Raw genomic sequence first — 21,446 nt, 5'->3', positions numbered from 1 at the left:
ACTTATACAGATGAAAATACTTGAAGGAAAAATTGCTTTGGTAACAGGAGCATCAAAAGGAATCGGAAGGAAAATTGCAGAAGTGTTTGCACAACATGGTGCTAACGTCGCTTTTACGTATCTTTCTTCTGTCGAAAAAGGACAGGCACTTGAACAGGAGCTTCAAGCGTTCGGCACCAAAGTAATTGGGTATCGCTCTGATGCTTCAAAATTTGAAGAAGCAGAACAATTAATCAACGCGATCGTTGCTGACTTTGGCGGATTGGATATCGTTGTCAACAATGCCGGCATCACAAAAGACGGCTTATTAATGCGTATGACCGAAGAGAATTGGGATGATGTATTAAATGTCAACTTAAAATCTGTTTTTAACGTTACAAAAGCTGCTTCGAAAATTATGATGAAAAACCGTAAGGGTTCATTTATCAATATGTCATCAGTTGTTGGTGTTCAGGGAAATGCTGGTCAGGCAAATTATGCTGCATCAAAAGCTGGTATCATTGGGTTCACAAAATCGGTCGCTAAAGAATTAGGTTCTCGTAATATCCGTGCAAACGTAGTTGCTCCAGGCTTTATACGTACCGAAATGACAGATGTACTGGATCCTAAAGTTGTGGCAGGATGGGAAGCCGGAATTCCATTGAAACGTGCTGGCCAACCAGAAGATGTTGCCAACGCATGTCTTTATTTAGCATCTGACTTATCGGCATACGTAACCGGACAGGTTCTTCCTGTTGATGGTGGTATGTTATAAAATATAACAGGCTAAGGTCAAGTTTTCTTACCTTGACCTTAGCCTGTTCTCTAGTTATACTTCACGACCTATCCTAATCTATCCCCTCTATTCCGGTTATACTGGACAAAGACACTCTACTTCTCCTTCTGTTTATAGAATTCTCTGTCTCCAAATGCCCGTATTGTTAATAATACCAAATATCTTCAATAGGCTTCTGATAAGAAGGAATCTATAGATCGCCTCCAATATTTACAAATTTTCGTTAATTTTGTCGATCAAATTTAAATGCTATGGCGAACTGGAAGGATTTTTTTGAAATTAAAACCGAAGATGATTTTAATCAGCATTGTTTAGATACCTACCGATTCCAAAGCCAGCATTGTAAGGTTTATCGTGACTATATCAAACTCCTCGGCAGAGAAAAAGACCTTATTCAGCACTACACGGATATTCCTTTTATGCCTATTGAATTTTTTAAGACGCAACAGGTTATTGCTGAAGGAATGGAGGCTGAAATCGTATTCTCGAGTTCGGGTACAACGGGTATGGTCACCTCAAAACATTTAGTCGCTGACCTCCGTATTTACGAACGCACTTTCCGTCGTATTTTTGAAGACTTCTATGGTCCACTAAGCAATATTGCCGTACTTGCCCTTCTACCATCATACCTCGAAAGAAGTGGTTCATCTTTAATCTACATGATTGATGATCTCATGAAGCAAAGTGAGCAACCTGAAAGCAATTATTTTCTCTATAACCACCAAGAGCTTTACGATACACTTGTGGCGCTCAAAAATAAAGGCACAAAAACAATCCTTTTCGGCGTAACGTATGCCCTACTCGACTTCATTGAACAATACGCTTTTGAATTTCCTGAACTGATTATTATGGAAACTGGCGGAATGAAAGGTAAGCGCAAGGAAATGGTCAAACAGGAAATCCATAAACTCCTGGAAGAAGCCTTTTCCGTCCATGGAATCCATTCGGAATATGGCATGACAGAACTACTCTCACAAGGTTATTCTTTAGGTCAGGGAATTTTCCATTTTCCCAAATGGATGAAAATCTTGATTCGCGACACCAATGATCCATTGAGCCTAATTCCCATGAATAAAACTGGTGGTATCAACGTTATCGACCTTGCAAATCGTTACTCGTGTTCATTTATAGCCACGCAGGATTTGGGTAAAGTATATCCGGATGGATCTTTTGAAATATTAGGACGTTTTGACCAAAGTGATATCAGGGGATGTAATTTGTTGGTTCAATAATGATCCAACATGATTCAGCACGGGTTTTGTGATGATTCTTTATATTCCCAAATAAATGAAAGCGTAGGTGGTGAAACACATAGGGCAATTAAATTAAAACACCTGTTCATGATGTGTGAACAGGTGTTTTTTCATTCGAAATATGATCTTTATTTCAGGCTCGGATCTTCAAAGGTATTGCCCGATCGCATATCCCCCGAATCATATCCCTTTTTAAACCATTCCATACGTTGAGCGGACGTACCATGCGTAAATGATTCAGGAACAGCATAGCCCTGTGCTTCTGTCTGTAATTTATCATCTCCCACTGCTTCGGCGGCTTTCATACCGTCCATAATGTCATTGTAATCGATTTTTATATCGGTATATTCATTGAGATAATGCGCCCATACTCCGGCATAAAAATCGGCTTGTAGTTCGGTCATCACAGAGATCCGATTATTTTCACGTTCACTCATTTGCCCACGGGCCTGATTGGTCTTTGGTAATAAACCCACCAACTGTTGGATATGGTGTCCAACCTCATGGGCAATTACATACGCCATGGCGAACTCTCCCTTTGCCCCAAATTTATCCGACAGTTCTTTACTAAAGCTCAGATCCAGATAAATCTTTTGATCGCCAGGACAATAAAAAGGCCCGTAAGAGGCCTGTCCCATGCCACAACCATCCGTTTGTGTACCACCATCATAAAAAACAAGGGTAGTAGGCGTATAACTCTTCTGCATCTGCTCTTTAAACAGCTTAGTCCAAACATCCTCTGTACTTTGGAGTACAGTCAAGGAGAATTCGGTTAGCCTTTTTTCTTCAGGATTCAATTCACGTGGTTGCCCCGACTGTTCTGTCTGCGCCCCCATATTTTGAGCTTGCTGTAAGAGTTGCATCGGATCTCCACCCATCAAAAATCCAATGACCAAAACAATAATTCCACCAATTCCTCCTAAAGCAATTTTTCCCCCCCCCGACATTCCTCTGCGGTCTTCAAAATTACCACTTTGTTTACCTCCTTGCCATTTCATAGTATTTCTATATTACAGTTAATAATCTTTTCTAATGTTGGTTAAACACAAATTCGGTACCAATGTTCTACATGAAGTTGATTTATTTGAATAAAAAACTCACGCTACAATTTACATCATAGCTCGCTCATATCATAAATTTACCGGTAAGAAAAGATAGTCATTAGCAAAAACAACGCTTTAAAGGGACAAAAACAGGAGTTATTCCCTCAGTCGTGATATTCGTCATTGTACATCAAAACAAATTTGGCTAAGTTTGGGCTTTCAAAAAAACTGACATGAAATTAGAAGAACAATTACAAGCGAGAGCTGGCGGAAAATGTGAGCTGACAGGCGAAGATGCCACTTTAATTGCTTATACATTACCACCGGAAATAACATCAAATTTGGACAATACTTTACTGATTTCAGAAACATTGGTCAATCAGCTCAACAAAACGGAGCAATTAAATCCGGACGATTGGAAATTCCTTCCAAATGCAATGTGGTCCGAGAACCCATCGGTACAAATTGTATGCTGGCGTATGTTAAACCGACTAAAAAATGAAGGTTGGGCGTCTGAAGCATTGGATATTCTATATTTAGACGATGAGACACTAGCTGAAGCTAAGAAAACTGGAGATCATGAAAATGATGGCTATGTTTCTTTTCATGAAGATAGCATCGGGCAACGACTTTTAGAGGGTGATACTGTTGTTCTGACAAAAACGCTTGACGTGAAAGGCTCCTCTTTAAAAGCGACTTTAGGTACCGTGGTTAAGAATATTAGACTGGTAGCAGACAATATCGAGCAAATTGAGGGAAAGATTGAAGGCCAAACAATCGTGATACTGACCAAATATCTCCGTAAACAAAATTAAAATAGACTTTTCGTCTAAATAATTAAGGCTTAAACTGGGGAACTCCTGTTTAAGCCTTAATTATTTAAATAGATACTAGTTGCCACTATTGCGGATAATTCCGCACAAATTCGAAACGATAGTTTGGATGTTGTTTGAGACTATCGATCAAGTCCGATAATAGCCGCTGCCCTTTTTTCGTTTGATACATATTATCATGTGTCAATAGCACAACATTGTTCTTTGTATAAGACGTACCTTTGCGGAGTAAATTCTTCATTTGGGTATACAATTGATTCACCGATAGGTCCGGTTTCCCCGTAACACCATTAATCTTCCACTCACAATCCCAACCAATTACTTTATAACCATTTTGGTGTAGTAATTCGGCCGTCGAAGCCCCACTTTTCAGATCAACCTTTTTGCGGTCTCCGATATACCAGATATTTCGTCCAGGCAGCCGCACTATCTTATGTGTTAGGCCCAGCGATTGCTCAGCAAGTTCAAAATCTTCAAAGGCCGTCTGCGCATTCGAATAGAACGTACTGTACTTATTATGTGCATGCCAGTAACTGTGGTTGTAACAATCCACTAACGGATTATTTTTATAACGTTCCGTAAAGCCGTGTAACTTCTTACTCATTTTGTCATGATTGCCAATCAGAAAAGCATTGATTTTAATGCCTTTTGCTGTCGCAATGGAATCAAGGTGCTGACTTCCATTTAAGGGTCCATCGTCAAAAGTGAGATAAATGTAACGTGGAGAAACAGTATCAGTCAACAATACCGTTGTATCTTTAGCTCCTTTGTAGTCCACATCTTCTTCCATTTTTGTAATGGTGTCTTTCCGTAGGGAATCTACTTTACTTATCGAATCCTGCACAGCCAGCAAGCTATCCTTTTTTGGAGGCATAGAGTCAACAGCCCCCACATTTTGCACCTTATTTGTCCCACTTTGATTGCAGGAGTAAAATCCCAAAATAGATATACTTAACCCTACCCATACAACACTCGAATTAACCACTTTTCTCATTACAAAAATTAACTTACACATTACAATTGTTTCCCGAAGACTCAAAATCACCTAAAATAAGCTGAGCTCAGTCCCGTGTAGCGCAAAATTAATATATTTTTCATTAATCAAGCTGTTATGTTATTTAATTTATTGTGCATATACACAAAAGCTCTCTGATTTCACAAGCGCCCAAAAGAAAAGAAGCAGATTCACGTGTTATTTCTGGCTAGAAAAAAAAGGAACCTATGTTGATATAGATCCCTTTTTTATTCTGTTATTTAGCTACTCAATTAATCCCGATGTCTTCCGCCATGACCGTTACCTCGCCCGTGTCCATGTCCCTGATCATTGCCACGCCCGTGACCACCTTCGCGACCTCGTCCATAAACGCGGTCGTTTCCTCTATCGTATCCCCGACGCTCACCCCATGAATGTTCGCGGCTTACCCGACGCTCGCTTGCAAATGAATATCCACCACCATGATGACTGTCTCGAATGGCGACCTGTCTTCCCCGATAACCGCCATAACGGCTTCTGTAGCGATCGTGATGATGCCAAGGTGTGCGATCGTTGATTACTACTTTGTGCACCCGATAAAAATCGTAATGTCTATATCGTCTCGGTAAACTTGCTCTTCTTATCCAGCCGCCGTTATCATAATAAACGTAACATCTCGCGGGTACATCGTAATACATATTGTATTCTGGCATATAATAATAACGCGCGTAATCATAACCCGCTGGTCCCCAACTAGGCTGACTTCCAATATTGACACTGATACTCACTTGCGCCTGTGCAGCTCCCGCCGTAAAAAGGCCTGCAATGATCGCCGCCGCATAAAACAATTTTTTCATAAGTAGCTCCTCCCTTAGTTTGTAATTTCTTCTTTACAATACGACAACAAACAGTATGCAAAAGATTAATGTTCAAATGTTAATTTTTGTTAACACAACAATAAAAACCTCATTTTGAACAGGTTGAAAATAGTGTAATTCACAAAATACCCCAAACCTTTTTGAAGGATCCGTTGTTCAGATTGATAGGACTTTAATGAATAATTACCATGAGTATATATAACGTAGGCATATTTGTCGGCAGTTTAAGAAAGGAATCTTTCAATAAAAAGATCGCACAGTTTATTCTCGACCAGGAGGAATCGAAATTTAGCTATCGCATGATTGATATCGGCGATCTCCCCTTATATAATCAGGATTTTGACGATGCTGGTAACCCACCGGCTAGCTATACCCGTTTCCGTCAAGAGGTCGCGTCCTTGGATGCTGTGCTTTTTGTTACCGCAGAATATAACCGTTCGATTCCAGCGGTATTAAAGAATGCGATTGACGTGGGTTCGAGACCCTATGGAAAAAATACATGGGATGGTAAACCTGGCGCAATAATTTCCTCATCAACGGGAGTTTATGGGGGCTTTGGGGCCAACCATCATTTGCGCCAATCACTTGTCTTTGTCAATATCCCAACGATGCAGCAACCTGAAGCTTATCTGGGCGATATTGGCAGCTGTATCGGTCCAAATGGAACAGTGGAATTAGCAAAAACCAAAGATTTTCTCCGCAGCTTTAAAACAGCATTTGAGCAATGGGCTGAGCGAATCATTCATACAAAAAGGCAGAATTAAGTTCTGCCCTTTTGTATGAATGATCAAATTAAACTAGTCTTGTTCATCACTGAGGTCATAGTTCCAATGCTGTAATTTTTCCTGTAAGATCCGCGATATCTTATTGAAATAGCGCTTTTGCTTATAGCCCATTACCCATTGTACCCCCTGTACAGCATTGGTACAGAAAATCTCATCTGCCCGTTTCATGATTTCGGGGCTTATCTGTGCTTCCACCACTTCTATACCTTCATCCTGTGCCATGTCCATGACTACCCGACGCATCACCCCTTCAATACATCCTTCGGATAATGCTGGTGTATAAAGCACCTTTTCATAATAGACAAAGATATTTGAAATTAAGGATTCACATAGGTAACCCTCCTGATTTAGAATCAACACATCATCAAAAGCCATTTTCTTTTTATAGATGCCAGCTAACACATAAATCTGTGCATTTAAAGATTTAATCTTTGAAAGGTCACTATAGGGTTTTTTGAATTCATTGTACAGCCCTACAATCAAACCGACCTTCTTATCGCGAAGATTTGGTTCTATGCGTTGCACCTGCAAAACAAAACCAGGTTTATTGCTCGTCGGACTATACAATCCGCCGCCAGATCTAAACACGATCAACCGGATACGAACCTGCTGCCCCAACATATTGTTTTTACGGATTAATTCTTCGGATCTCGAACGAATAAAAAATGCATCGAAAAGGTTTGCATCATCCAAATGAATCAACTCCATTCCTTTTTGTAAACGCTCGACATGAAAATTTAGAAAGCGGATATCACCATCCTTATACAACATCGTTTCAAACAGTCCGTCCCCATAACGAAAACCTCTATTCTCAATGCTAAATATTTCCTGATCTTCCGGCACTACATTGCCATTGAAATTGATATAGTTTGTTGGCATCTTAATTTTGTTCTAAATTTTAATCATGTTCTATAGCCATTGAATTTGCCGCATATCCGCGCCACTTTTCTAAAGCTAAACGAAAATCTTCCGGATATGGTACCTCAAAATACATATTTTCTTTTGTAGAAGGATGAATAAATCCCAATACTTGCGCATGAAGTGCTTGTCGCGGCAGCAATGAAAAACAGTTATCCACAAACTGCTTGTACTTTGAAAACACGGTACCTTTTAAAATCTTATCGCCGCCATACATGGCATCATTGAATAGCGGATGACCAATAGATTGCATATGCGTACGAATTTGATGTGTACGCCCTGTTTCTAATTGACATTCTATTAGGGTAACATAGCCCAGTCGCTCCAAAACGCGGTAATGTGTTACTGACCAACGACCCTTGTCTTCACTATCATACATCGCCATGATACGTCTGTCTTTTAGATGACGTCCAATATAGCCTGTGATTGTTCCGTCCTCTTTTAAATCTCCCCACACTAATGCAATATATTTACGGGTAATGCTGTGATCGAAAAACTGCTTTGCCAAAAAAGCCATTGATTTTTCATTTTTAGCAATGACCAATAGTCCGGAGGTGTCTTTATCGATTCGATGCACTAAACCCGGGCGATCGGAGTTTCCAGGTAGCTGTGGCAGCTGCTGAATATGATACGTTAATGCATTGACCAAGGTTCCTGTATAATTATTATATCCTGGATGCACGACCATTCCCGCCTCTTTATTCACGATCAGCACGTCGTCATCCTCGTATTTGATATCCAATGGAATGTTTTCTGGGTAAACTTCGTTATCCCGCGGCGGATCAGGTAGCACCAATGTGATCACATCATCAGGTCTAACCTTATAGCTTGCCTTGATCTCCTTACCGTTAACCATGACAGAACCTGCTTCAATAGCATGTTGAATTTTGCTCCGCGTGGCATTTTCCACCCTGTTCATCAGATATTTATCAATGCGGAGTAATGCCTGTCCCTTATCCACCTCAATACGTAGATGCTCAAATAATTCCTGTTCTTCCTGATCTTGCGATCCAATTTGTTCTGTCATACTACAAAAATAAACCAAATGAAACAATTTTCGTTAAATTTGTTTTCATTTAATGTTATGTTGCCGTTCAAAATCCATAGCCCCGAAACTGAGTTGTGCCTTCCGGCCTGGGAGAAGAAGCATATTAAAGTAACGCTTAAGCGGGATGACCTCATACATCCATTTATTTCGGGCAATAAGTGGCGAAAATTAAAATATAATCTGGAAGAAGCAGTGCAGCTAGGGAAAAGCCATCTGGTTACTTTTGGCGGGGCATGGAGCAACCATCTTTTGGCTACTGCTTGCGCCGGCGCTACCTTCAAATTTAAAACAACTGCTTTTGTTAGAGGTGAAGAAGGGGTTAACAACCCTGTTTTAACGATGTGTCGCCTTTTTGGGATGCAGCTTATTTACGTCGACCGCGAATCTTACCGAAATAAAGAAAATTTATACGAGCGTTATTTTGGTCAGGATCCAACGACATTCTATATACATGAAGGCGGTTACGGTATGCTCGGAGCGAAAGGTTGCGCCGAAATCGTTGACGAACTCCAACATGAATATCAGCATATTTTTACAGCCTGTGGTACAGGAACAACATTAGCGGGGATAGGCAATGCTGTCGAAAAACGGGATCTATTTACCCATGTACATGGCGTTCCTGTTTTAAAAAATGGTGGCTTTATTCAAACGGAAGTCGATCAACTTTACCCCAACATCCCCCCGCCTATTTTACACCTTGATTATCATTTTGGCGGTTATGCAAAATCCAATGCCGACTTGCTTGCCTTCGTTCAACATTTTATAGCATCCACAGGAATAATGATTGAACCTACTTATACGGGCAAATTGCTCTATGCCGTGGATGACCTGATCAAAAAGGACTACTTTACCCCCGCGGATCAGGTGCTCGTAATACATACCGGCGGACTTACAGGCCTACTTGGCATGTACGAACGTTTTAATTTTCTTGATCTACATCAATAAATAAAGCAGAACACCCCACAGAGACATTTGATTGACATTTGTTCAGCAATTATATTGTAAGTTTGAGCAGATTTTAACATAAATCAAATCGAAAACATGCGAAAATCATGATTTTCCAAAGGTAACAGCGAGGCCAGTATTGGGTATTTTTAATCCTATGCAGCACCTCATAAATTAATGATATAAAGATGAAAATATTAGCATTTGCAGGCACAAGCAACAAAAACTCAATCAACAAAACGTTCGTCACAAGTACTTCAAAATACTACAAAGAAGCCGACGATACCATCGAATTGCTGGACTTAAACCATTTTGAAATGCCGATCTATTCTTACGACAAAGAAGTCGAGTTGGGCATTCCTCAATTGGCACATGACTTTGCAGCTAAAATGGATGCCGCAGATTTCCTGTTGATTTCTTTGGCAGAACACAATGGATCCTATACCACAGCTTACAAAAATATCGTTGACTGGGTTTCACGGATCCCTAACCGTAAATTATTCAATGGCAAACCTGTTTTCTTATTGGCTACTGCACCTGGTCCAATGGGAGGAGCCACAGTATTGAACACCGCTGTCAATCGAATCACTTGGGACGGTGCCGATATATTAGATTCCTTTTCTCTTCCTGAATTCCACAAAAACTTTGAAGAAGGTAAAGGTATTATCGACCCGACTTTAAGAAGTCAATTAGAAGCTAAAGTACGTAAAACAAAACGTGCACTCGCCGAAAAATTATCCGTTCAGGGTTAACAAAAGATTAACAAATAATCATTGTAAAAACCTCTTTTAATATGTAAATTGAAAACCTATTAAAAGAGGTTTTTTGATATGGCAAAAAAAATATTACTACTTGTAGGAGACTTTGTAGAAGACTACGAAGCAATGGTTCCATTTCAGGCAATGGGTTCTATAGGAATAACGGTAGATGCAATTGCTCCAGACCGCAAAAGCGGAGATGTAGTTCCCACAGCAGTACATGATTTCACTGGTGATCAGACCTATAAAGAATTGCGCGGGCATAATTTCGCAATCAATAAAGATTTCGACCAGGTAAATGTCGAAGATTATGACGGACTATATATTGCTGGCGGGCGATCGGCGGAATATATCCGACTCAACAATCGTGTTTTGGAGATTACGAAACACTTCTTTGAGCACAACAAACCTGTGGCAGCTATATGTCATGGTATCCAGGTGTTAACAGCTGCAAAAGTACTCGCAGGTCGTACATTGACAGCCTATGTTGCTGTAGGTCCCGACATCGAACTAGCGGGCGGCACATGGAGAAATATCCCTGCAGATCAAGCGGTCGTAGACGGAAATTTGGTCACCTCTCCTGCTTGGCCAGGACATCAGGCAATTTTAAAAGAGTTTTATAAGTTATTAGGTATTACTATTACAATTTAAGTGTTTTTTAATGAAGAAGAATAAAAGGTTATGGCTTTTGGTCATACCGATTTTAGTGCTGCTGGGTTTTATTTTAAAAGATAGCTTCAATCAGAAAAGTATTGAAGATTTACCGGGAGGTTTTAAGGAAGTCGCTTTCGTCAGAAATGAACAAAATAAAGGCGGTATCATACGCATCTATGCCGTTACAGTAGGTGACCTGTTGAACGCAGATTATACAGGCTGTCTTGACTTGATGCCAGTTAATGATTACGGAAGTACAACAACCGTATATTTCTTCGATCGAAGTGCACCTTATCCAACAAGCTTGTCAATTGACACACCACATTTTGACACGACGAAATACAAAGCTATTCAAATTTCCAAAAAGTACGGAAAGAAGAAGTAGACGAAGCCAAACATAATGACGTATCCCTCAAAGGCTGAATAGACCTTTGGGGGATTTTTTTTACCATGCAGCGCACGACCTTATAGCGGTCTATCTCAGGAAGGAAGAGCAATGGGCAAACTACCCATTTAAAACGACGGTCAAGACACATCAACAAAAAATAACTTAATAATTCTTTAACACAAAAAAGTTCGATTATCCCCTGCAGAGCTATAGTTTTGCTTTTTAAATTTACGTATATTTAGCTATGGCGAAAAAATTTATTCCTAGAGACGTTAGTTGGTTGAGCTTTAATGGCAGAGTACTTCAGGAAGCTGCGGATGAGACTGTCCCTTTACCCTTAAGAATCAAATTTTTAGGTATATTTTCCAATAACCTCGATGAATTTTTCCGCGTGCGTGTTGCAGGTCTAAAACGGGCTATAGACCTCAAAGATAAAAGTGCCAATCAATCCTTCTATGAAGATCCTCAGCTTATCCTAGAAGAGCTCAATATCCGGGTCATCAAGCAGCAAAAGAAATTTGACAGTACCTGGAATCGTATCCAAAAAGATATGGCCAAACAAAATGTCTATATTAAGACCAGTGAGGAACTCAACCCCGAACAACAGAAGTTTGTGAGTGACTATTATCAGGATGACGTAGAATCGAACGTCATTCCCCTGATATTGGACGATGTGCGGCCTATGCCCTATATTCGGGATAAAAGCCTTTATTTGGGTATTGCGATGGGAAAACAGGAATGGCAGTACGAAACCAAATTTGCACTCATCGAAATCCCGACCAGTCAAAATGGACGCTTCGTCCAGTTGCCATCGCCAAAAGATGAAAAACACATCATACTTTTGGAGGATGTTATCAAGTTTAATCTTCCTCTGATATTCTCCTATTTCGGTTTTGATGTATTCAATGCACATGTATTTAAAGTCACAAAAGACGCCGAATTTGACATTGACAATGACATCAACACGACGCTGGTCGAAAAGATAAGCAAAGGGGTAAAAAACAGAAGAAAAGGTAAACCTACCCGATTTATTTTTGATCAAGAGATGGACCATAAATTGGTAGAATTCCTGATCAAGAAACTTAACCTTTCAAAAAAAGACAGCATCATTCCAGGACAAAAAATACACAACTTCAAACACTTCATGGATTTTCCCAATGTGTTTAAATCGTACAATCAGCCCTTGGAACGAACATCCTTTCCACACCCCTATTTCAAGAACTACGAACGTGTAACGGATACCGTATTGAAAAAAGATGTGCTGCTCTCCTTCCCCTATCATGAGTTTAGACCGATCATTGATTTACTTCGTGAAGCAGCGATGGATCCAGATGTGAAAACCATCCAGATTACAGCATACCGGTTAGCCTCGAATTCAAAAATTGCAAATGCCCTGATTAACGCGGCCCGCAATGGAAAGGAAGTCACCGTGATGCTTGAACTTCGGGCAAGATTTGATGAAGAAAACAATTTGGACTGGAAAGAGAAACTTGAACTGGAAGGCATCAAGGTATTGACCGGTATTCCAAATAAAAAGGTTCATGCAAAACTATGCGTCATCAAAAAACGTATTGGGATGAAAACGATCCAGTATGGTTTTGTCAGCACAGGAAATATCAACGAAAAAACGGCTAAATTATACGGAGATTACTGCCTGTTAACGAGTAATAGGGATGTTATTGCCGATATAAATAAGGTTTTCAATTACCTGAGACGTCCTAAGTCAAATCCGGCTGAAATTATCAAAAATTGCAAAAGTCTGTTGATATGCCCAACGGATATGCGCAGGGAACTTCTACACTACATCGATCAGGAGATTACCGAAGCCAAGGCTGGTCGAAAAGCATATATTATTGTCAAGGTAAACTCACTGAGCGATAAAGAAATGATTAAAAAGCTCTATGATGCCGCAACAGCTGGTGTCAAAATAGACCTTATCATCCGGGGAATCTACTGTGCAACAAATCAAAAAACCTTTAAATTGCAAATGAATGCTATTTCAATCGTCGATGAGTATTTGGAACATGCACGTGTGATGTATTTCTACAACGCTGGCCGAGAGCAGCTATTTATTTCCTCGGCAGATTGGATGACAAGAAACTTGGATCATCGCATCGAAGCAGCGGTCAAAATAACAAGTAAAAAAATCAAGGAAGATTTAAAAGAAATGCTTCAGATCCAGCTCAATGATAATGTCAAGGCACGGATACTCAACAATTCACTGAGCAATCATTACGTTGAGAATAAAAAGGCGCCGTGCCGTTCGCAGATTGAAATATACAATTATCTGAGAAAAAAATTAGCGGATCATTAGTGGGCTGTTGATCAATACGAGCGCAGATTGGTCAATAAGCTGAATTCAAGATCATTCTTGTCATTACGAACGAGAATAACGTTTTATATTATATTAATTAAGACACAAGTTGTATCTTCATTCCATGAAATTTAACTTGTGTCTTATATTTGCCTTAAGCCTTTCCACGCTTTCTCTCAGTGCGCAGGAAAAGACCATGCCTTCAGATTTTGTATACGTCAAGGACATTATTCCAACAATAAGTTTAGAAATGCGTTATTTTGGTAGCCACAACTTCACGGGAAGGCCAATTCAAGGTTATGAAAAACCAGTCGCTATTTTAACGAAGCGCGCAGCGCTAGCACTGCAACAGGTCGAGAACCATTTAAATAAAAAAGGTCTTGGCCTGAAAATATTCGATGCCTACCGTCCGCAACGTGCTGTTGACAACTTTAAAACATGGTCCTTAAACACCAATGATACCATCGCAAAAAGGGAATTCTACCCGATTATCAATAAGAAGAACTTGTTCAATCTAGGCTTTATTGCCTCCAAATCAGGCCACAGCCGTGGCAGTACAGTCGATCTAACGCTCATTAGCTTAAAAGATCATAAAGAGATTGATATGGGTGGACCTTTTGATTTTTTCGGCGCAGTCTCCCATCATCACTATGCGCATCTGACCGCCCAACAGAAAGAAAACCGAAAGATTTTAAAAGAAGCGATGGCCAAATTCGGCTTCAAAGCTTATGATAAGGAATGGTGGCATTACACTTTGCAAGATGAACCCTATCGTAAAACCTATTTTGATTTTATCGTAAAATAAACATGTCTGTAAAGGAAACTCCCATCAAAAACAAGGGTTTTTATGTCTTTCATTTTAAGGGCAACAAATCGAAACCTGTATTTAGTTCCGAGCAGCAGCAGATTTTAACAAAAGGTGACCTCTATTCGCTCTGTTTAATAAAAAAAGGTGAAACTTCGTTCATGATTAATAATGAACGGGTACAGGTTGCTCAAAATCACCTATTGTTAACCAATCCATCCTCCCGAGTGAATGGCTCTTCAGTCGTCAAATCTTGGGACTGTGAGGTGTATTTGATTTTCTTTACGCTGGATTTTAGTTTCAAATTGGATTTTCAAGAAGATTTCTTTGAGGTCACCAAAAAGTCGCTTGCCTTAAGTGACAGTTACATCTGGTCGCTATCGAACCAAGATTCGACCAACTTATCCAACTTATTTAAACAGTTTATTCATTACGATCGACAAGAGTCTAGCTATCTTTTCAAGCATCAGATTATAAAGTCATTAACGGAAATATTATTTTGTGAAATAGCCCGTCTAGGAAGCCAAAATATGCGAAATACCCCCGCTATTCCCTCCCGGAAAAGAGAGATTCTGGCCAATTTTCATTTGCTACTAAAAAAATCGTTTCATAAAGAACACATGGTGCAATTTTATGCGATGGAACTAGGCATCACAGCGAAACACCTATCGGTGATTACCAAGGAACTAACTGGAAAATCAGCAATAGAACTTATTCAGAACGTCTTGGTAGAGGAAGCAAAATCATTACTTTGCCAGGGCCTTCCCATCGGAGAAATTGCGGTGAAATTACATTTCTCGGATCAATCTTTTTTTGGTAAATTCTTTAAGCGAAATGTTGGAATCTCGCCTAAAGAATTTCGTCAGAATCTCTACTTAAACAAAGTCGATTAAATCGAAGATGCTTGTAAATTGCTGGTCTGCAGCTCCAGTATCCTGCAATTTATCCTCGCCCCAAGTCTGCCCTTTCAACCATAAGGTTTGGCAGCCAACCGCTTTGGCAGGTACCATATCTTTACTATAGGAATCACCCACCACCAATACCTCTTGTGCAGGAAGTCCTATTTTAGTTACACCTAAGGCATAGATGGCAGGATCAGGTTTGCGCACACCGACGACAGCCGACTCCACAATATCCTGAAAATAAGATAGGATCCCAAAATCATCAAGTACCGACTTTAAGTTACCATAAAAATTGGAGACCATGACAATCGGATATTTTTCATGGAGTGAATTTAACAGTGGTTTTACCTGTTCAACCGTATTCTTCGCCAGTGAATAACCGTCAAAGGCTATTCTATGCGCTAATGATCGGTCTAAGTCATACCCTGCTGCAATAAGATAATCAAATTGCACCTTGAGCTTTGCCTGAAGAACTTCCAAAAAATTAAACTGCGGTTTAATAATAGGTTGTAAGGCCATCTGCCGTTCCGCGTAGGTATAGGCTTCCTGAAAAGCATTCAAATTTACAGGAACCTGATATTTTTCATAACCCGACCAAATAACAGCTCCCCAGTGGCCCCCATTGGTGTCTAAGGTTCCACCATAATCAAAAATAATCCCTTTAATATTAAACTTATCCATGTTATTTCTTTTTTACTAAACTCATCCACCCCAAACCGATCATAATCCACACAATTTCCCTAATTCGTGTCACAACACCCATAAAAATACCGACTTTCGCAGGCAATCCTATACTCATTACAGCCATTGCCAATCCACCTTCCCGGGTTCCCAACTGCATTGGAAAGAAAAAAACAAGATTGGCAAATAGGGAAGATCCTGAGCTAATGATCATAGCATCAATAAAATCAATATTGATATCTAAGGCCAAACCAATAAAATAAATCTCAAAACAGCCTACAACGCGTGCTACAAATTCCCAAAAAAGGGCCGTATAGAAACGACCGCGGCGATTTTGAAAAAGGTTTTTCACCTGTTGATCGACGTCATTCAAAGTTTCATATTTCGTCTCCAGTAAATTACCGACTTTCTTACCTACCAAGGGTAACTTAGACAAGGCTTTCAAGAGTGAAATTGTAATTCCTTTCTTATAAAATTTCGTAAATAACCAAGTACAGATGATAGCCATCACAAAAATCGCAGCACAGGCCACATTGACCATCGTGCTAGCAGGCACAAACCAAAGAATTAGAAAAACAGAAGCGACCCAAAATAAAATATGCGATAGGATGTGCATGACACCGTATAACAGCACAGATGAACCTGCCTTCGAACCACCGACATAGTTTTTAAGCTCCATAATACGATAAGGCTCCCCCCCTAACGCAACAAATGGTGTTATATAATTGATGGCATACCCCGATATTGTCAATTGTAAGACCTTCCAAAAAGGGACGTTTGTCTGTGGCAATTCCGGTTCCTGAATAATTGCCTTAAATGCCATAGCATTCATCCAGTAGAGTACTGCCCAGCTACCAAGTACAGGCAGAAACCACCAGCCAATATTTTCAAGGTTGTTCCAAATCTCATCAATTCCCATAGCATGAATCATATAGGCCAGTGTACCTATACCGATCAGCATAAAGAGCACTTTATAGATTTTGCTACCCATAGGTTGGATCATTTGTTAATTTATCAACAAAATAGCCACTTACCTTTTCTTGTCGGTTACACATATAGATCAATATCGGATTTAGGACAAACATGTCAAAGAAAAAGTAAATCCAAGGTTGGCCGATAAACAACCAAACAAATAGGAAAATCACCCTTGTATTGAACTGTACAATATTTGTATACTTCATCAATGGTTTATTTTGAGTCCTAAAGTCGACCATTAATTGTTTTGGCAATTCGTCTTTATAACGACTTTTCACTAGGTGCAGTAGCTTTTGCAGTTTTGGCGAAAGCTTTTCCTGGTTTCGTGTATAGCCCATATAGCCATTCAACACAAATTTGCTAAAAAAATTCTTGCGCCAGGACAAGGCATCGTAGTCAACTTTCAAATCACGAGTATTGTCCAGCTCACTTCCAGCTTTACCTTTTATAAAATACAAATGCACATTACGGTAATAATCAGCCATTGCTGACTGAAGCATATGCGATACACCTGCAAGCACACAAAATACCCACAGCCATTGTGGCCATCCTTCATTAATACTGCGTAGACAGATCGCAATATGAATAGAAGCAAACCAAAAATCGCCAGCAAAACCATCCAAGATACGACCAAAGCGACTTTTATTGTCCGTCATTCTGGCCAGCTGTCCATCGGCACTATCTAGAGAATTGGCAAAAACCAATAAAAGCATGCCGATCACATTAATCCATAACGCCGGGTAATAGAATAAAATACCCGCCGCAACGCCAAAGAAAATACTAATAATGGTTACAGCGTTGGGTGTAATACCAATTTTTGCACAGACTTGCGCAATGCGATAACCTATAGGTCGATAAAACCAAATATCAATTCGTTCCTCAGTGTCATTAGATTTTAAAGATTGTTCGAATGCACTCAAATTATCTTCTTCGATTACATTAACTTGTTCTTTCTGCATTGTGGTTCTTTTCAGTAAATTTATGGTAAACCATTTGAGCAATGGCCTCTGCAGCCTCTGCCCGACAAGGCGCAAAACTTGGCCAGTCATTTAAGTCAATAATATGGAAGTCTCCATTTGCATCAATAATCACATCGCCGCCGTAGATATGTACATCCAGTACTTCTGCCGCACGATTAGCGACTTCTTTTAGCTTGTCGAGATCAAAAGGAAAGTGTACGACCTCATCATTAATTTGTTCATACAAATCATATTTGTGATGATTGTGTTCATAGGGATAAAAATAAAAAAAGAAATCCGTTCCCCGCACCGCATAAAATTTTAGTAGGTCTCCGGCAAGATGTTCAGAAATCACCGCCTCTTTAATCCCGCGGAGCGCATATTCATTCAAGATATGTTGCGCTTCTTTCAGACTAGCGGCAAAAGTAACATCTTCTTTATGAATGGCGTGAAAGTCGCCACGTTTGATCCACACACCCTTTCCTTTCAGTTTCTCAAAAATAGATTGAATATCGGCAACCGTAGAGATCACGATACTTTTCGGATAAGGAACTCCACCTTCCAAAAGCTTAAGGGTCATATTTTTCCGAAAGCAATTTTCAATTCCAAATCCTGAATTCAAAACATTGACCCCATTATTTTGAAGAGATTGCAACTTTTTCACTAGAGTCTTTGTTCTCCCCATGGTCAGAATATTGTCCTGCTTCACGGATGCTGAAGACAAAAATTCATCCTCGTTACAAAGCTCTACCGAGGCACCTTTTTCAGTCAGTTTTAAAACTACTTCATTGAATATGGCGGCATCATTCCCCACATGGTTGGGTGAAAAGCGATTTTTTCGAGTTACGCCTAAAATAGAAATCATATCGCTCATTTTACTAACTAACCTCCTCACTCAAAAATTGTTCTGCGACAACACGATCTTTTAAATGATCAATATCGACCACCTTTTCAAATACAAATGCTTCTACTTGTAAGTCGTTTTCCAATAGAGCACGCTGAAAATTACGCATTCTGGAATTGCCTGCTTCGACGGAGCTCAACGCACAGTCCATCGCCGCCTGACGAAAGCAGTAAATTCCCCCAGAAACGTACTTCGTTTCTGCGGTTGCCGTATCCAAAAAAGCTTCTACCTGAAGCTCCGAATTGGTGTTCACATAAAGCGGACTCTCATCGTCAACAAAAGGAGTAACAGCCATAAAAGCGTCTGCCTGTTGATGTTGTTGAAATGCTTGTAAATAGGCATGAAATTCATGTGGCCTAAAAACCGTATCTGTTGTGGTCAGACAACAGGACGACCAATTGGGGTTGTTTTTGACAAGCAAAGCAAAACTATGCAATGAACTTGCTGTATCCTCTTCTATCAGCACAATAGGTAATTCAAACGTCGTTGTTTCCAAAAACAATTTCAGTTCTGGAGATTGTTTATTGATAATAACATGAACACTTTGCGCCCCTTCTTTAACAAACACGCGAATCAATCGTTCAATTAATGGAACTCCATGTAATGGTAGCAAGGGTTTCGGTAAATTGAATCCCTCTTTTCGCAATCGAGAACCTTCTCCCGCCGCTATAATTGCAAATTCCATTTCTTCTAATTGCAAAATAAAATCATTTATAAAAAAAGCAAAACCCCCGTCACTATCTCAGCGTTCGTAAGCGCAAAAGTCTACAGAGGGTTATATCACAAATCTTCAATATCGTAAATATCTTGAAGAAAAAGGGGAAAAATTGCTTTTAAACAATTGTTTCCCCGCTCTTATTAAGTTAGCTTATTGAATACTATCGACGAGCTCCTGGTAATAATCCAGTCCTAAATGTGTGATTAAATCTTCACCCATAATGTGACGCAATGTATTTTGCAATTTCATCAATTGTTTGAAGATATCGTGTTCAGGAGGCAATCCTGGAGCCGTTTGAGGCGACTTCAAGTAGAATGACAACCACTCTTGAATACCCGACATGCCTGCACGTTGCGCCAAGTCAATAAACAAAGCCAAATCCAAGGCAACCGGTGCTGCTAAAATTGAATCGCGGCATAAGAAATTGATCTTAATCTGCATTTTGTAGCCCAACCAACCAAAGATATCAATGTTGTCCCAAGATTCTTTATTATCACCGTGTGGAGGATAATAGTTGATACGTACTTTATGGTAAAGGTCACCGTATAACTCAGGGTTCTTTTTCGCATCTAAAATTTCTTCCAATACCGATAATTTAGATACTTCTTTTGTTTTGAAATTTTCAGGATCATCCAATACTAATCCGTCACGGTTACCTAAGATATTCGTCGAAAACCAACCTTCAACACCCAAAGCTCTCGCTTGAAGACCAGGTGCCACAATTGTCTTCATCAATGTTTGACCTGTTTTAAAATCTTTACCTGCAATTGCTACACCATTTTCATGTGCCAACTCAACAATCGCTGGAACGTCACATGTCAAATTCGGTGCACCATTGACATACGGAGCGCCCTCTTTCAATGCCGCATAACAATAGATCATACTTGGTGGAATACGTTGATCATCATTATCTAATGCTTCCTCTAATTTAGCTAAGGTTGAAAAAGCTTCGTTTGTTTCAATATAACGCTCCGTAGATCCACACCATACCAATACAACACGATCCAATCCGTTTTTCTCTTTGAATTCACGAATATCACGTTGTACAGCATCTGCCAATTCACGGCGAGTTTTTTCAGATTTGATGTGTGTTCCGTCTAAATTTTTCACAAAATTACGGTCAAACACAGCTTTCATTGGTTGGATAGCTTCCAATTCAGCCTTCACAGCATCCAATTGACCTTGCTCCAATACCTGTGCTTTTGATGCAGCCTCATATACGTTATCTTCGTATACATCCCAGCCACCAAAAACAACATCTTCCAGTTTTGCTAAAGGGACGAAATCTTTAATTAATGGATTTCTGTTCTCAGTGCGTTTACCCAGACGGATTCTGCTCAATTGAGAAACAGATCCGATTGGTTTTGAAAAACCTTTGTTTATAGATGCCACACCAGCGATTAATGTTGTAGCCACAGCACCTAATCCCGGAATAAGAATACCCAATTTTCCATTGGCATCTTTCACTTGTTGTCCCATATTAATTCTATATACTTAATTTGTTATTTAATTGATGTATTATGATAAAATAATTCTTAAAATTAGCTTAAAAAAACATATTTCATACCACCCCGCACTTAATTTATAAAATCGTGACAAATAGCGATACGAAGCCCATTCGAAACCTTAAGAAATAATCCGAAAATGAATTATTATTTAGTATTCTACTAGTCCATCTAACTGGAATTTAACGTTTTTAGCTAAAGTTGTTAACCCAAAAAACAATTGTCCTTAATTTTACTCAATATATCAAGATTCGAAAACTAATCCAAATTCAATCCAAAAAAAGTTTTTCTTTCTTAAAAATTGGTCAATTTTTCTTTTTCCATTTCCCATAAATATGACAATAAAATTGGAAAATGGTTTTAGTAGCACTAACTTTAGCCTAGAATCTAAATACAGGCAATGAGTCTATCGTTCAATTTATAAACCAACAG

Annotated in this window: 22 protein-coding genes; 11 read left to right on the top strand and 11 right to left on the bottom strand. The window is 39.5% G+C overall.

The annotated features are described in order from the left end of the window. Nucleotides 1–10: 10 nt before the first annotated feature. Both fabG and AAW12_RS21930 read left to right on the top strand, forming a co-directional pair. Complete coding sequence (fabG, locus tag AAW12_RS21935) at nt 11–754, top strand: 3-oxoacyl-[acyl-carrier-protein] reductase (RefSeq protein WP_046675808.1); 744 nt, start codon at nt 11–13, stop codon at nt 752–754. 272 nt (nt 755–1,026) lie between these two features. Further along, nucleotides 1,027–2,007, top strand: coding sequence for an acyltransferase (locus AAW12_RS21930; protein WP_046675807.1), 981 nt, complete (start codon nt 1,027–1,029; stop codon nt 2,005–2,007). Between the two features lie 149 nt (nt 2,008–2,156). Here the strand turns inward: AAW12_RS21930 and AAW12_RS21925 are convergent, their stop codons facing one another. After that, complete coding sequence (locus AAW12_RS21925) at nt 2,157–3,026, bottom strand: neutral zinc metallopeptidase (RefSeq protein WP_046675806.1); 870 nt, start codon at nt 3,024–3,026, stop codon at nt 2,157–2,159. Between the two features lie 278 nt (nt 3,027–3,304). Between AAW12_RS21925 and AAW12_RS21920 the strand changes: the two genes are divergently transcribed. Continuing rightward, nucleotides 3,305–3,886: a PhnA domain-containing protein gene (locus AAW12_RS21920; RefSeq protein WP_046675805.1), complete on the top strand. Its 582-nt coding sequence runs from the start codon at nt 3,305–3,307 to the stop codon at nt 3,884–3,886. Nucleotides 3,887–3,971: 85 nt separating this feature from the next. Here the strand turns inward: AAW12_RS21920 and AAW12_RS21915 are convergent, their stop codons facing one another. Together AAW12_RS21915 and AAW12_RS21910 are read right to left on the bottom strand one after the other, a co-directional pair. After that, nucleotides 3,972–4,898: a polysaccharide deacetylase family protein gene (locus AAW12_RS21915; protein WP_046675804.1), complete on the bottom strand. Its 927-nt coding sequence runs from the start codon at nt 4,896–4,898 to the stop codon at nt 3,972–3,974. Between the two features lie 272 nt (nt 4,899–5,170). Next, entirely contained in the window at nt 5,171–5,734 is a 564-nt protein-coding gene (locus tag AAW12_RS21910) for a hypothetical protein (RefSeq protein WP_046675803.1), read from the bottom strand. A gap of 209 nt (nt 5,735–5,943) precedes the next feature. Here AAW12_RS21910 and AAW12_RS21905 point away from each other — a divergent pair, with 209 nt between their 5' ends. Further along, nucleotides 5,944–6,519 carry an NADPH-dependent FMN reductase gene (locus AAW12_RS21905; protein ID WP_046675802.1) on the top strand — a complete coding sequence of 192 codons (576 nt, stop codon included), beginning with the start codon at nt 5,944–5,946 and terminating at the stop codon, nt 6,517–6,519. A 33-nt stretch (nt 6,520–6,552) separates the two neighbouring features. On the opposite strand, the gene AAW12_RS21900 is transcribed toward AAW12_RS21905, so the two are convergent. Together AAW12_RS21900 and AAW12_RS21895 are read right to left on the bottom strand one after the other, a co-directional pair. Next, nucleotides 6,553–7,419, bottom strand: a complete 867-nt coding sequence (locus tag AAW12_RS21900; protein WP_046675801.1) for an aminotransferase class IV — start codon at nt 7,417–7,419, stop codon at nt 6,553–6,555. Between the two features lie 19 nt (nt 7,420–7,438). Next, nucleotides 7,439–8,485: an RluA family pseudouridine synthase gene (locus AAW12_RS21895; protein ID WP_046675800.1), complete on the bottom strand. Its 1,047-nt coding sequence runs from the start codon at nt 8,483–8,485 to the stop codon at nt 7,439–7,441. A gap of 18 nt (nt 8,486–8,503) precedes the next feature. Between AAW12_RS21895 and AAW12_RS21890 the strand changes: the two genes are divergently transcribed. The 7 genes from AAW12_RS21890 to AAW12_RS25810 all read left to right on the top strand — a co-directional run bounded on the left by AAW12_RS21890 (nt 8,504) and on the right by AAW12_RS25810 (nt 15,263). Further along, nucleotides 8,504–9,451, top strand: a complete 948-nt coding sequence (locus AAW12_RS21890; protein ID WP_053003927.1) for a 1-aminocyclopropane-1-carboxylate deaminase/D-cysteine desulfhydrase — start codon at nt 8,504–8,506, stop codon at nt 9,449–9,451. 188 nt (nt 9,452–9,639) lie between these two features. Next, a complete protein-coding gene (locus AAW12_RS21885) occupies nt 9,640–10,203 on the top strand; it encodes an NADPH-dependent FMN reductase (protein WP_046675799.1) in 564 nt (187 codons plus the stop codon). Between the two features lie 78 nt (nt 10,204–10,281). After that, nucleotides 10,282–10,860, top strand: coding sequence for a DJ-1/PfpI family protein (locus tag AAW12_RS21880; protein WP_046675798.1), 579 nt, complete (start codon nt 10,282–10,284; stop codon nt 10,858–10,860). A 10-nt stretch (nt 10,861–10,870) separates the two neighbouring features. Beyond that, nucleotides 10,871–11,248 carry a hypothetical protein gene (locus tag AAW12_RS21875; RefSeq protein WP_046675797.1) on the top strand — a complete coding sequence of 126 codons (378 nt, stop codon included), beginning with the start codon at nt 10,871–10,873 and terminating at the stop codon, nt 11,246–11,248. A 247-nt stretch (nt 11,249–11,495) separates the two neighbouring features. Next, on the top strand, nt 11,496–13,565 hold the full coding sequence (gene ppk1 / locus AAW12_RS21870; protein ID WP_046675796.1) for a polyphosphate kinase 1: 2,070 nt from the start codon (nt 11,496–11,498) through the stop codon (nt 13,563–13,565). 124 nt (nt 13,566–13,689) lie between these two features. Next, on the top strand, nt 13,690–14,370 hold the full coding sequence (locus AAW12_RS21865) for a M15 family metallopeptidase (RefSeq protein ID WP_046675795.1): 681 nt from the start codon (nt 13,690–13,692) through the stop codon (nt 14,368–14,370). A gap of 2 nt (nt 14,371–14,372) precedes the next feature. Continuing rightward, the gene (locus AAW12_RS25810) at nt 14,373–15,263 is read left to right on the top strand and encodes a helix-turn-helix domain-containing protein (protein ID WP_053003926.1); all 891 of its coding nucleotides are present in this window, start codon (nt 14,373–14,375) and stop codon (nt 15,261–15,263) included. Here the strand turns inward: AAW12_RS25810 and AAW12_RS21855 are convergent. The 6 genes from AAW12_RS21855 to AAW12_RS21830 form a co-directional block, all read right to left on the bottom strand. Further along, entirely contained in the window at nt 15,246–15,953 is a 708-nt protein-coding gene (locus AAW12_RS21855) for an HAD family hydrolase (protein WP_046675794.1), read from the bottom strand. The two genes, AAW12_RS25810 and AAW12_RS21855, sit on opposite strands and share 18 nt — an antisense overlap. A 1-nt stretch (nt 15,954) precedes the next feature. Further along, the gene (locus AAW12_RS21850) at nt 15,955–16,944 is read right to left on the bottom strand and encodes a lysylphosphatidylglycerol synthase transmembrane domain-containing protein (protein WP_046675793.1); all 990 of its coding nucleotides are present in this window, start codon (nt 16,942–16,944) and stop codon (nt 15,955–15,957) included. Then, entirely contained in the window at nt 16,937–17,887 is a 951-nt protein-coding gene (locus tag AAW12_RS21845; protein WP_046675792.1) for a CDP-alcohol phosphatidyltransferase family protein, read from the bottom strand. The genes AAW12_RS21850 and AAW12_RS21845 overlap by 8 nt, the downstream gene beginning before the upstream one ends. Then, a complete protein-coding gene (locus AAW12_RS21840) occupies nt 17,868–18,752 on the bottom strand; it encodes a hypothetical protein (protein WP_231585333.1) in 885 nt (294 codons plus the stop codon). The genes AAW12_RS21845 and AAW12_RS21840 overlap by 20 nt, the downstream gene beginning before the upstream one ends. A gap of 13 nt (nt 18,753–18,765) precedes the next feature. Beyond that, nucleotides 18,766–19,491, bottom strand: a complete 726-nt coding sequence (locus AAW12_RS21835) for an NDP-sugar synthase (RefSeq protein WP_231585332.1) — start codon at nt 19,489–19,491, stop codon at nt 18,766–18,768. Between the two features lie 168 nt (nt 19,492–19,659). After that, nucleotides 19,660–20,988: an inositol-3-phosphate synthase gene (locus AAW12_RS21830; protein ID WP_046675789.1), complete on the bottom strand. Its 1,329-nt coding sequence runs from the start codon at nt 20,986–20,988 to the stop codon at nt 19,660–19,662. Between the last annotated feature and the right edge of the window lie 458 nt (nt 20,989–21,446).

Origin of the sequence: Sphingobacterium sp. Ag1 (assembly GCF_000988325.1) — a bacterium.
In the GTDB taxonomy this organism is placed as follows: Bacteria; Bacteroidota; Bacteroidia; order Sphingobacteriales; family Sphingobacteriaceae; genus Sphingobacterium.
Note: the sequence above shows the minus strand (reverse complement) of the source record. Positions and strands in the feature narration are given on the sequence as shown.

What these genes read in the sequence shown, in the direction of transcription:
- AAW12_RS21930 (WP_046675807.1), top strand. Translation starts at nt 1,027, where the DNA reads ATGGCGAACTGGAAGGATTTTTTTGAAATTAAAACCGAAGATGATTTT.
- AAW12_RS21885 (WP_046675799.1), top strand. Translation starts at nt 9,640, where the DNA reads ATGAAAATATTAGCATTTGCAGGCACAAGCAACAAAAACTCAATCAAC.
- AAW12_RS21850 (WP_046675793.1), bottom strand. Translation starts at nt 16,944, where the DNA reads ATGGGTAGCAAAATCTATAAAGTGCTCTTTATGCTGATCGGTATAGGT.
- AAW12_RS21830 (WP_046675789.1), bottom strand. Translation starts at nt 20,988, where the DNA reads ATGGGACAACAAGTGAAAGATGCCAATGGAAAATTGGGTATTCTTATT.
- AAW12_RS21875 (WP_046675797.1), top strand. Translation starts at nt 10,871, where the DNA reads ATGAAGAAGAATAAAAGGTTATGGCTTTTGGTCATACCGATTTTAGTG.
- fabG (WP_046675808.1), top strand. Translation starts at nt 11, where the DNA reads ATGAAAATACTTGAAGGAAAAATTGCTTTGGTAACAGGAGCATCAAAA.
- AAW12_RS21905 (WP_046675802.1), top strand. Translation starts at nt 5,944, where the DNA reads ATGAGTATATATAACGTAGGCATATTTGTCGGCAGTTTAAGAAAGGAA.
- AAW12_RS21910 (WP_046675803.1), bottom strand. Translation starts at nt 5,734, where the DNA reads ATGAAAAAATTGTTTTATGCGGCGGCGATCATTGCAGGCCTTTTTACG.
- AAW12_RS21900 (WP_046675801.1), bottom strand. Translation starts at nt 7,419, where the DNA reads ATGCCAACAAACTATATCAATTTCAATGGCAATGTAGTGCCGGAAGAT.
- AAW12_RS21840 (WP_231585333.1), bottom strand. Translation starts at nt 18,752, where the DNA reads ATGATTTCTATTTTAGGCGTAACTCGAAAAAATCGCTTTTCACCCAAC.
- AAW12_RS21920 (WP_046675805.1), top strand. Translation starts at nt 3,305, where the DNA reads ATGAAATTAGAAGAACAATTACAAGCGAGAGCTGGCGGAAAATGTGAG.
- ppk1 (WP_046675796.1), top strand. Translation starts at nt 11,496, where the DNA reads ATGGCGAAAAAATTTATTCCTAGAGACGTTAGTTGGTTGAGCTTTAAT.
- AAW12_RS21845 (WP_046675792.1), bottom strand. Translation starts at nt 17,887, where the DNA reads ATGCAGAAAGAACAAGTTAATGTAATCGAAGAAGATAATTTGAGTGCA.
- AAW12_RS21925 (WP_046675806.1), bottom strand. Translation starts at nt 3,026, where the DNA reads ATGAAATGGCAAGGAGGTAAACAAAGTGGTAATTTTGAAGACCGCAGA.
- AAW12_RS21855 (WP_046675794.1), bottom strand. Translation starts at nt 15,953, where the DNA reads ATGGATAAGTTTAATATTAAAGGGATTATTTTTGATTATGGTGGAACC.
- AAW12_RS21865 (WP_046675795.1), top strand. Translation starts at nt 13,690, where the DNA reads ATGAAATTTAACTTGTGTCTTATATTTGCCTTAAGCCTTTCCACGCTT.
- AAW12_RS21915 (WP_046675804.1), bottom strand. Translation starts at nt 4,898, where the DNA reads ATGAGAAAAGTGGTTAATTCGAGTGTTGTATGGGTAGGGTTAAGTATA.
- AAW12_RS25810 (WP_053003926.1), top strand. Translation starts at nt 14,373, where the DNA reads ATGTCTGTAAAGGAAACTCCCATCAAAAACAAGGGTTTTTATGTCTTT.
- AAW12_RS21880 (WP_046675798.1), top strand. Translation starts at nt 10,282, where the DNA reads ATGGCAAAAAAAATATTACTACTTGTAGGAGACTTTGTAGAAGACTAC.
- AAW12_RS21895 (WP_046675800.1), bottom strand. Translation starts at nt 8,485, where the DNA reads ATGACAGAACAAATTGGATCGCAAGATCAGGAAGAACAGGAATTATTT.
- AAW12_RS21890 (WP_053003927.1), top strand. Translation starts at nt 8,504, where the DNA reads ATGAAACAATTTTCGTTAAATTTGTTTTCATTTAATGTTATGTTGCCG.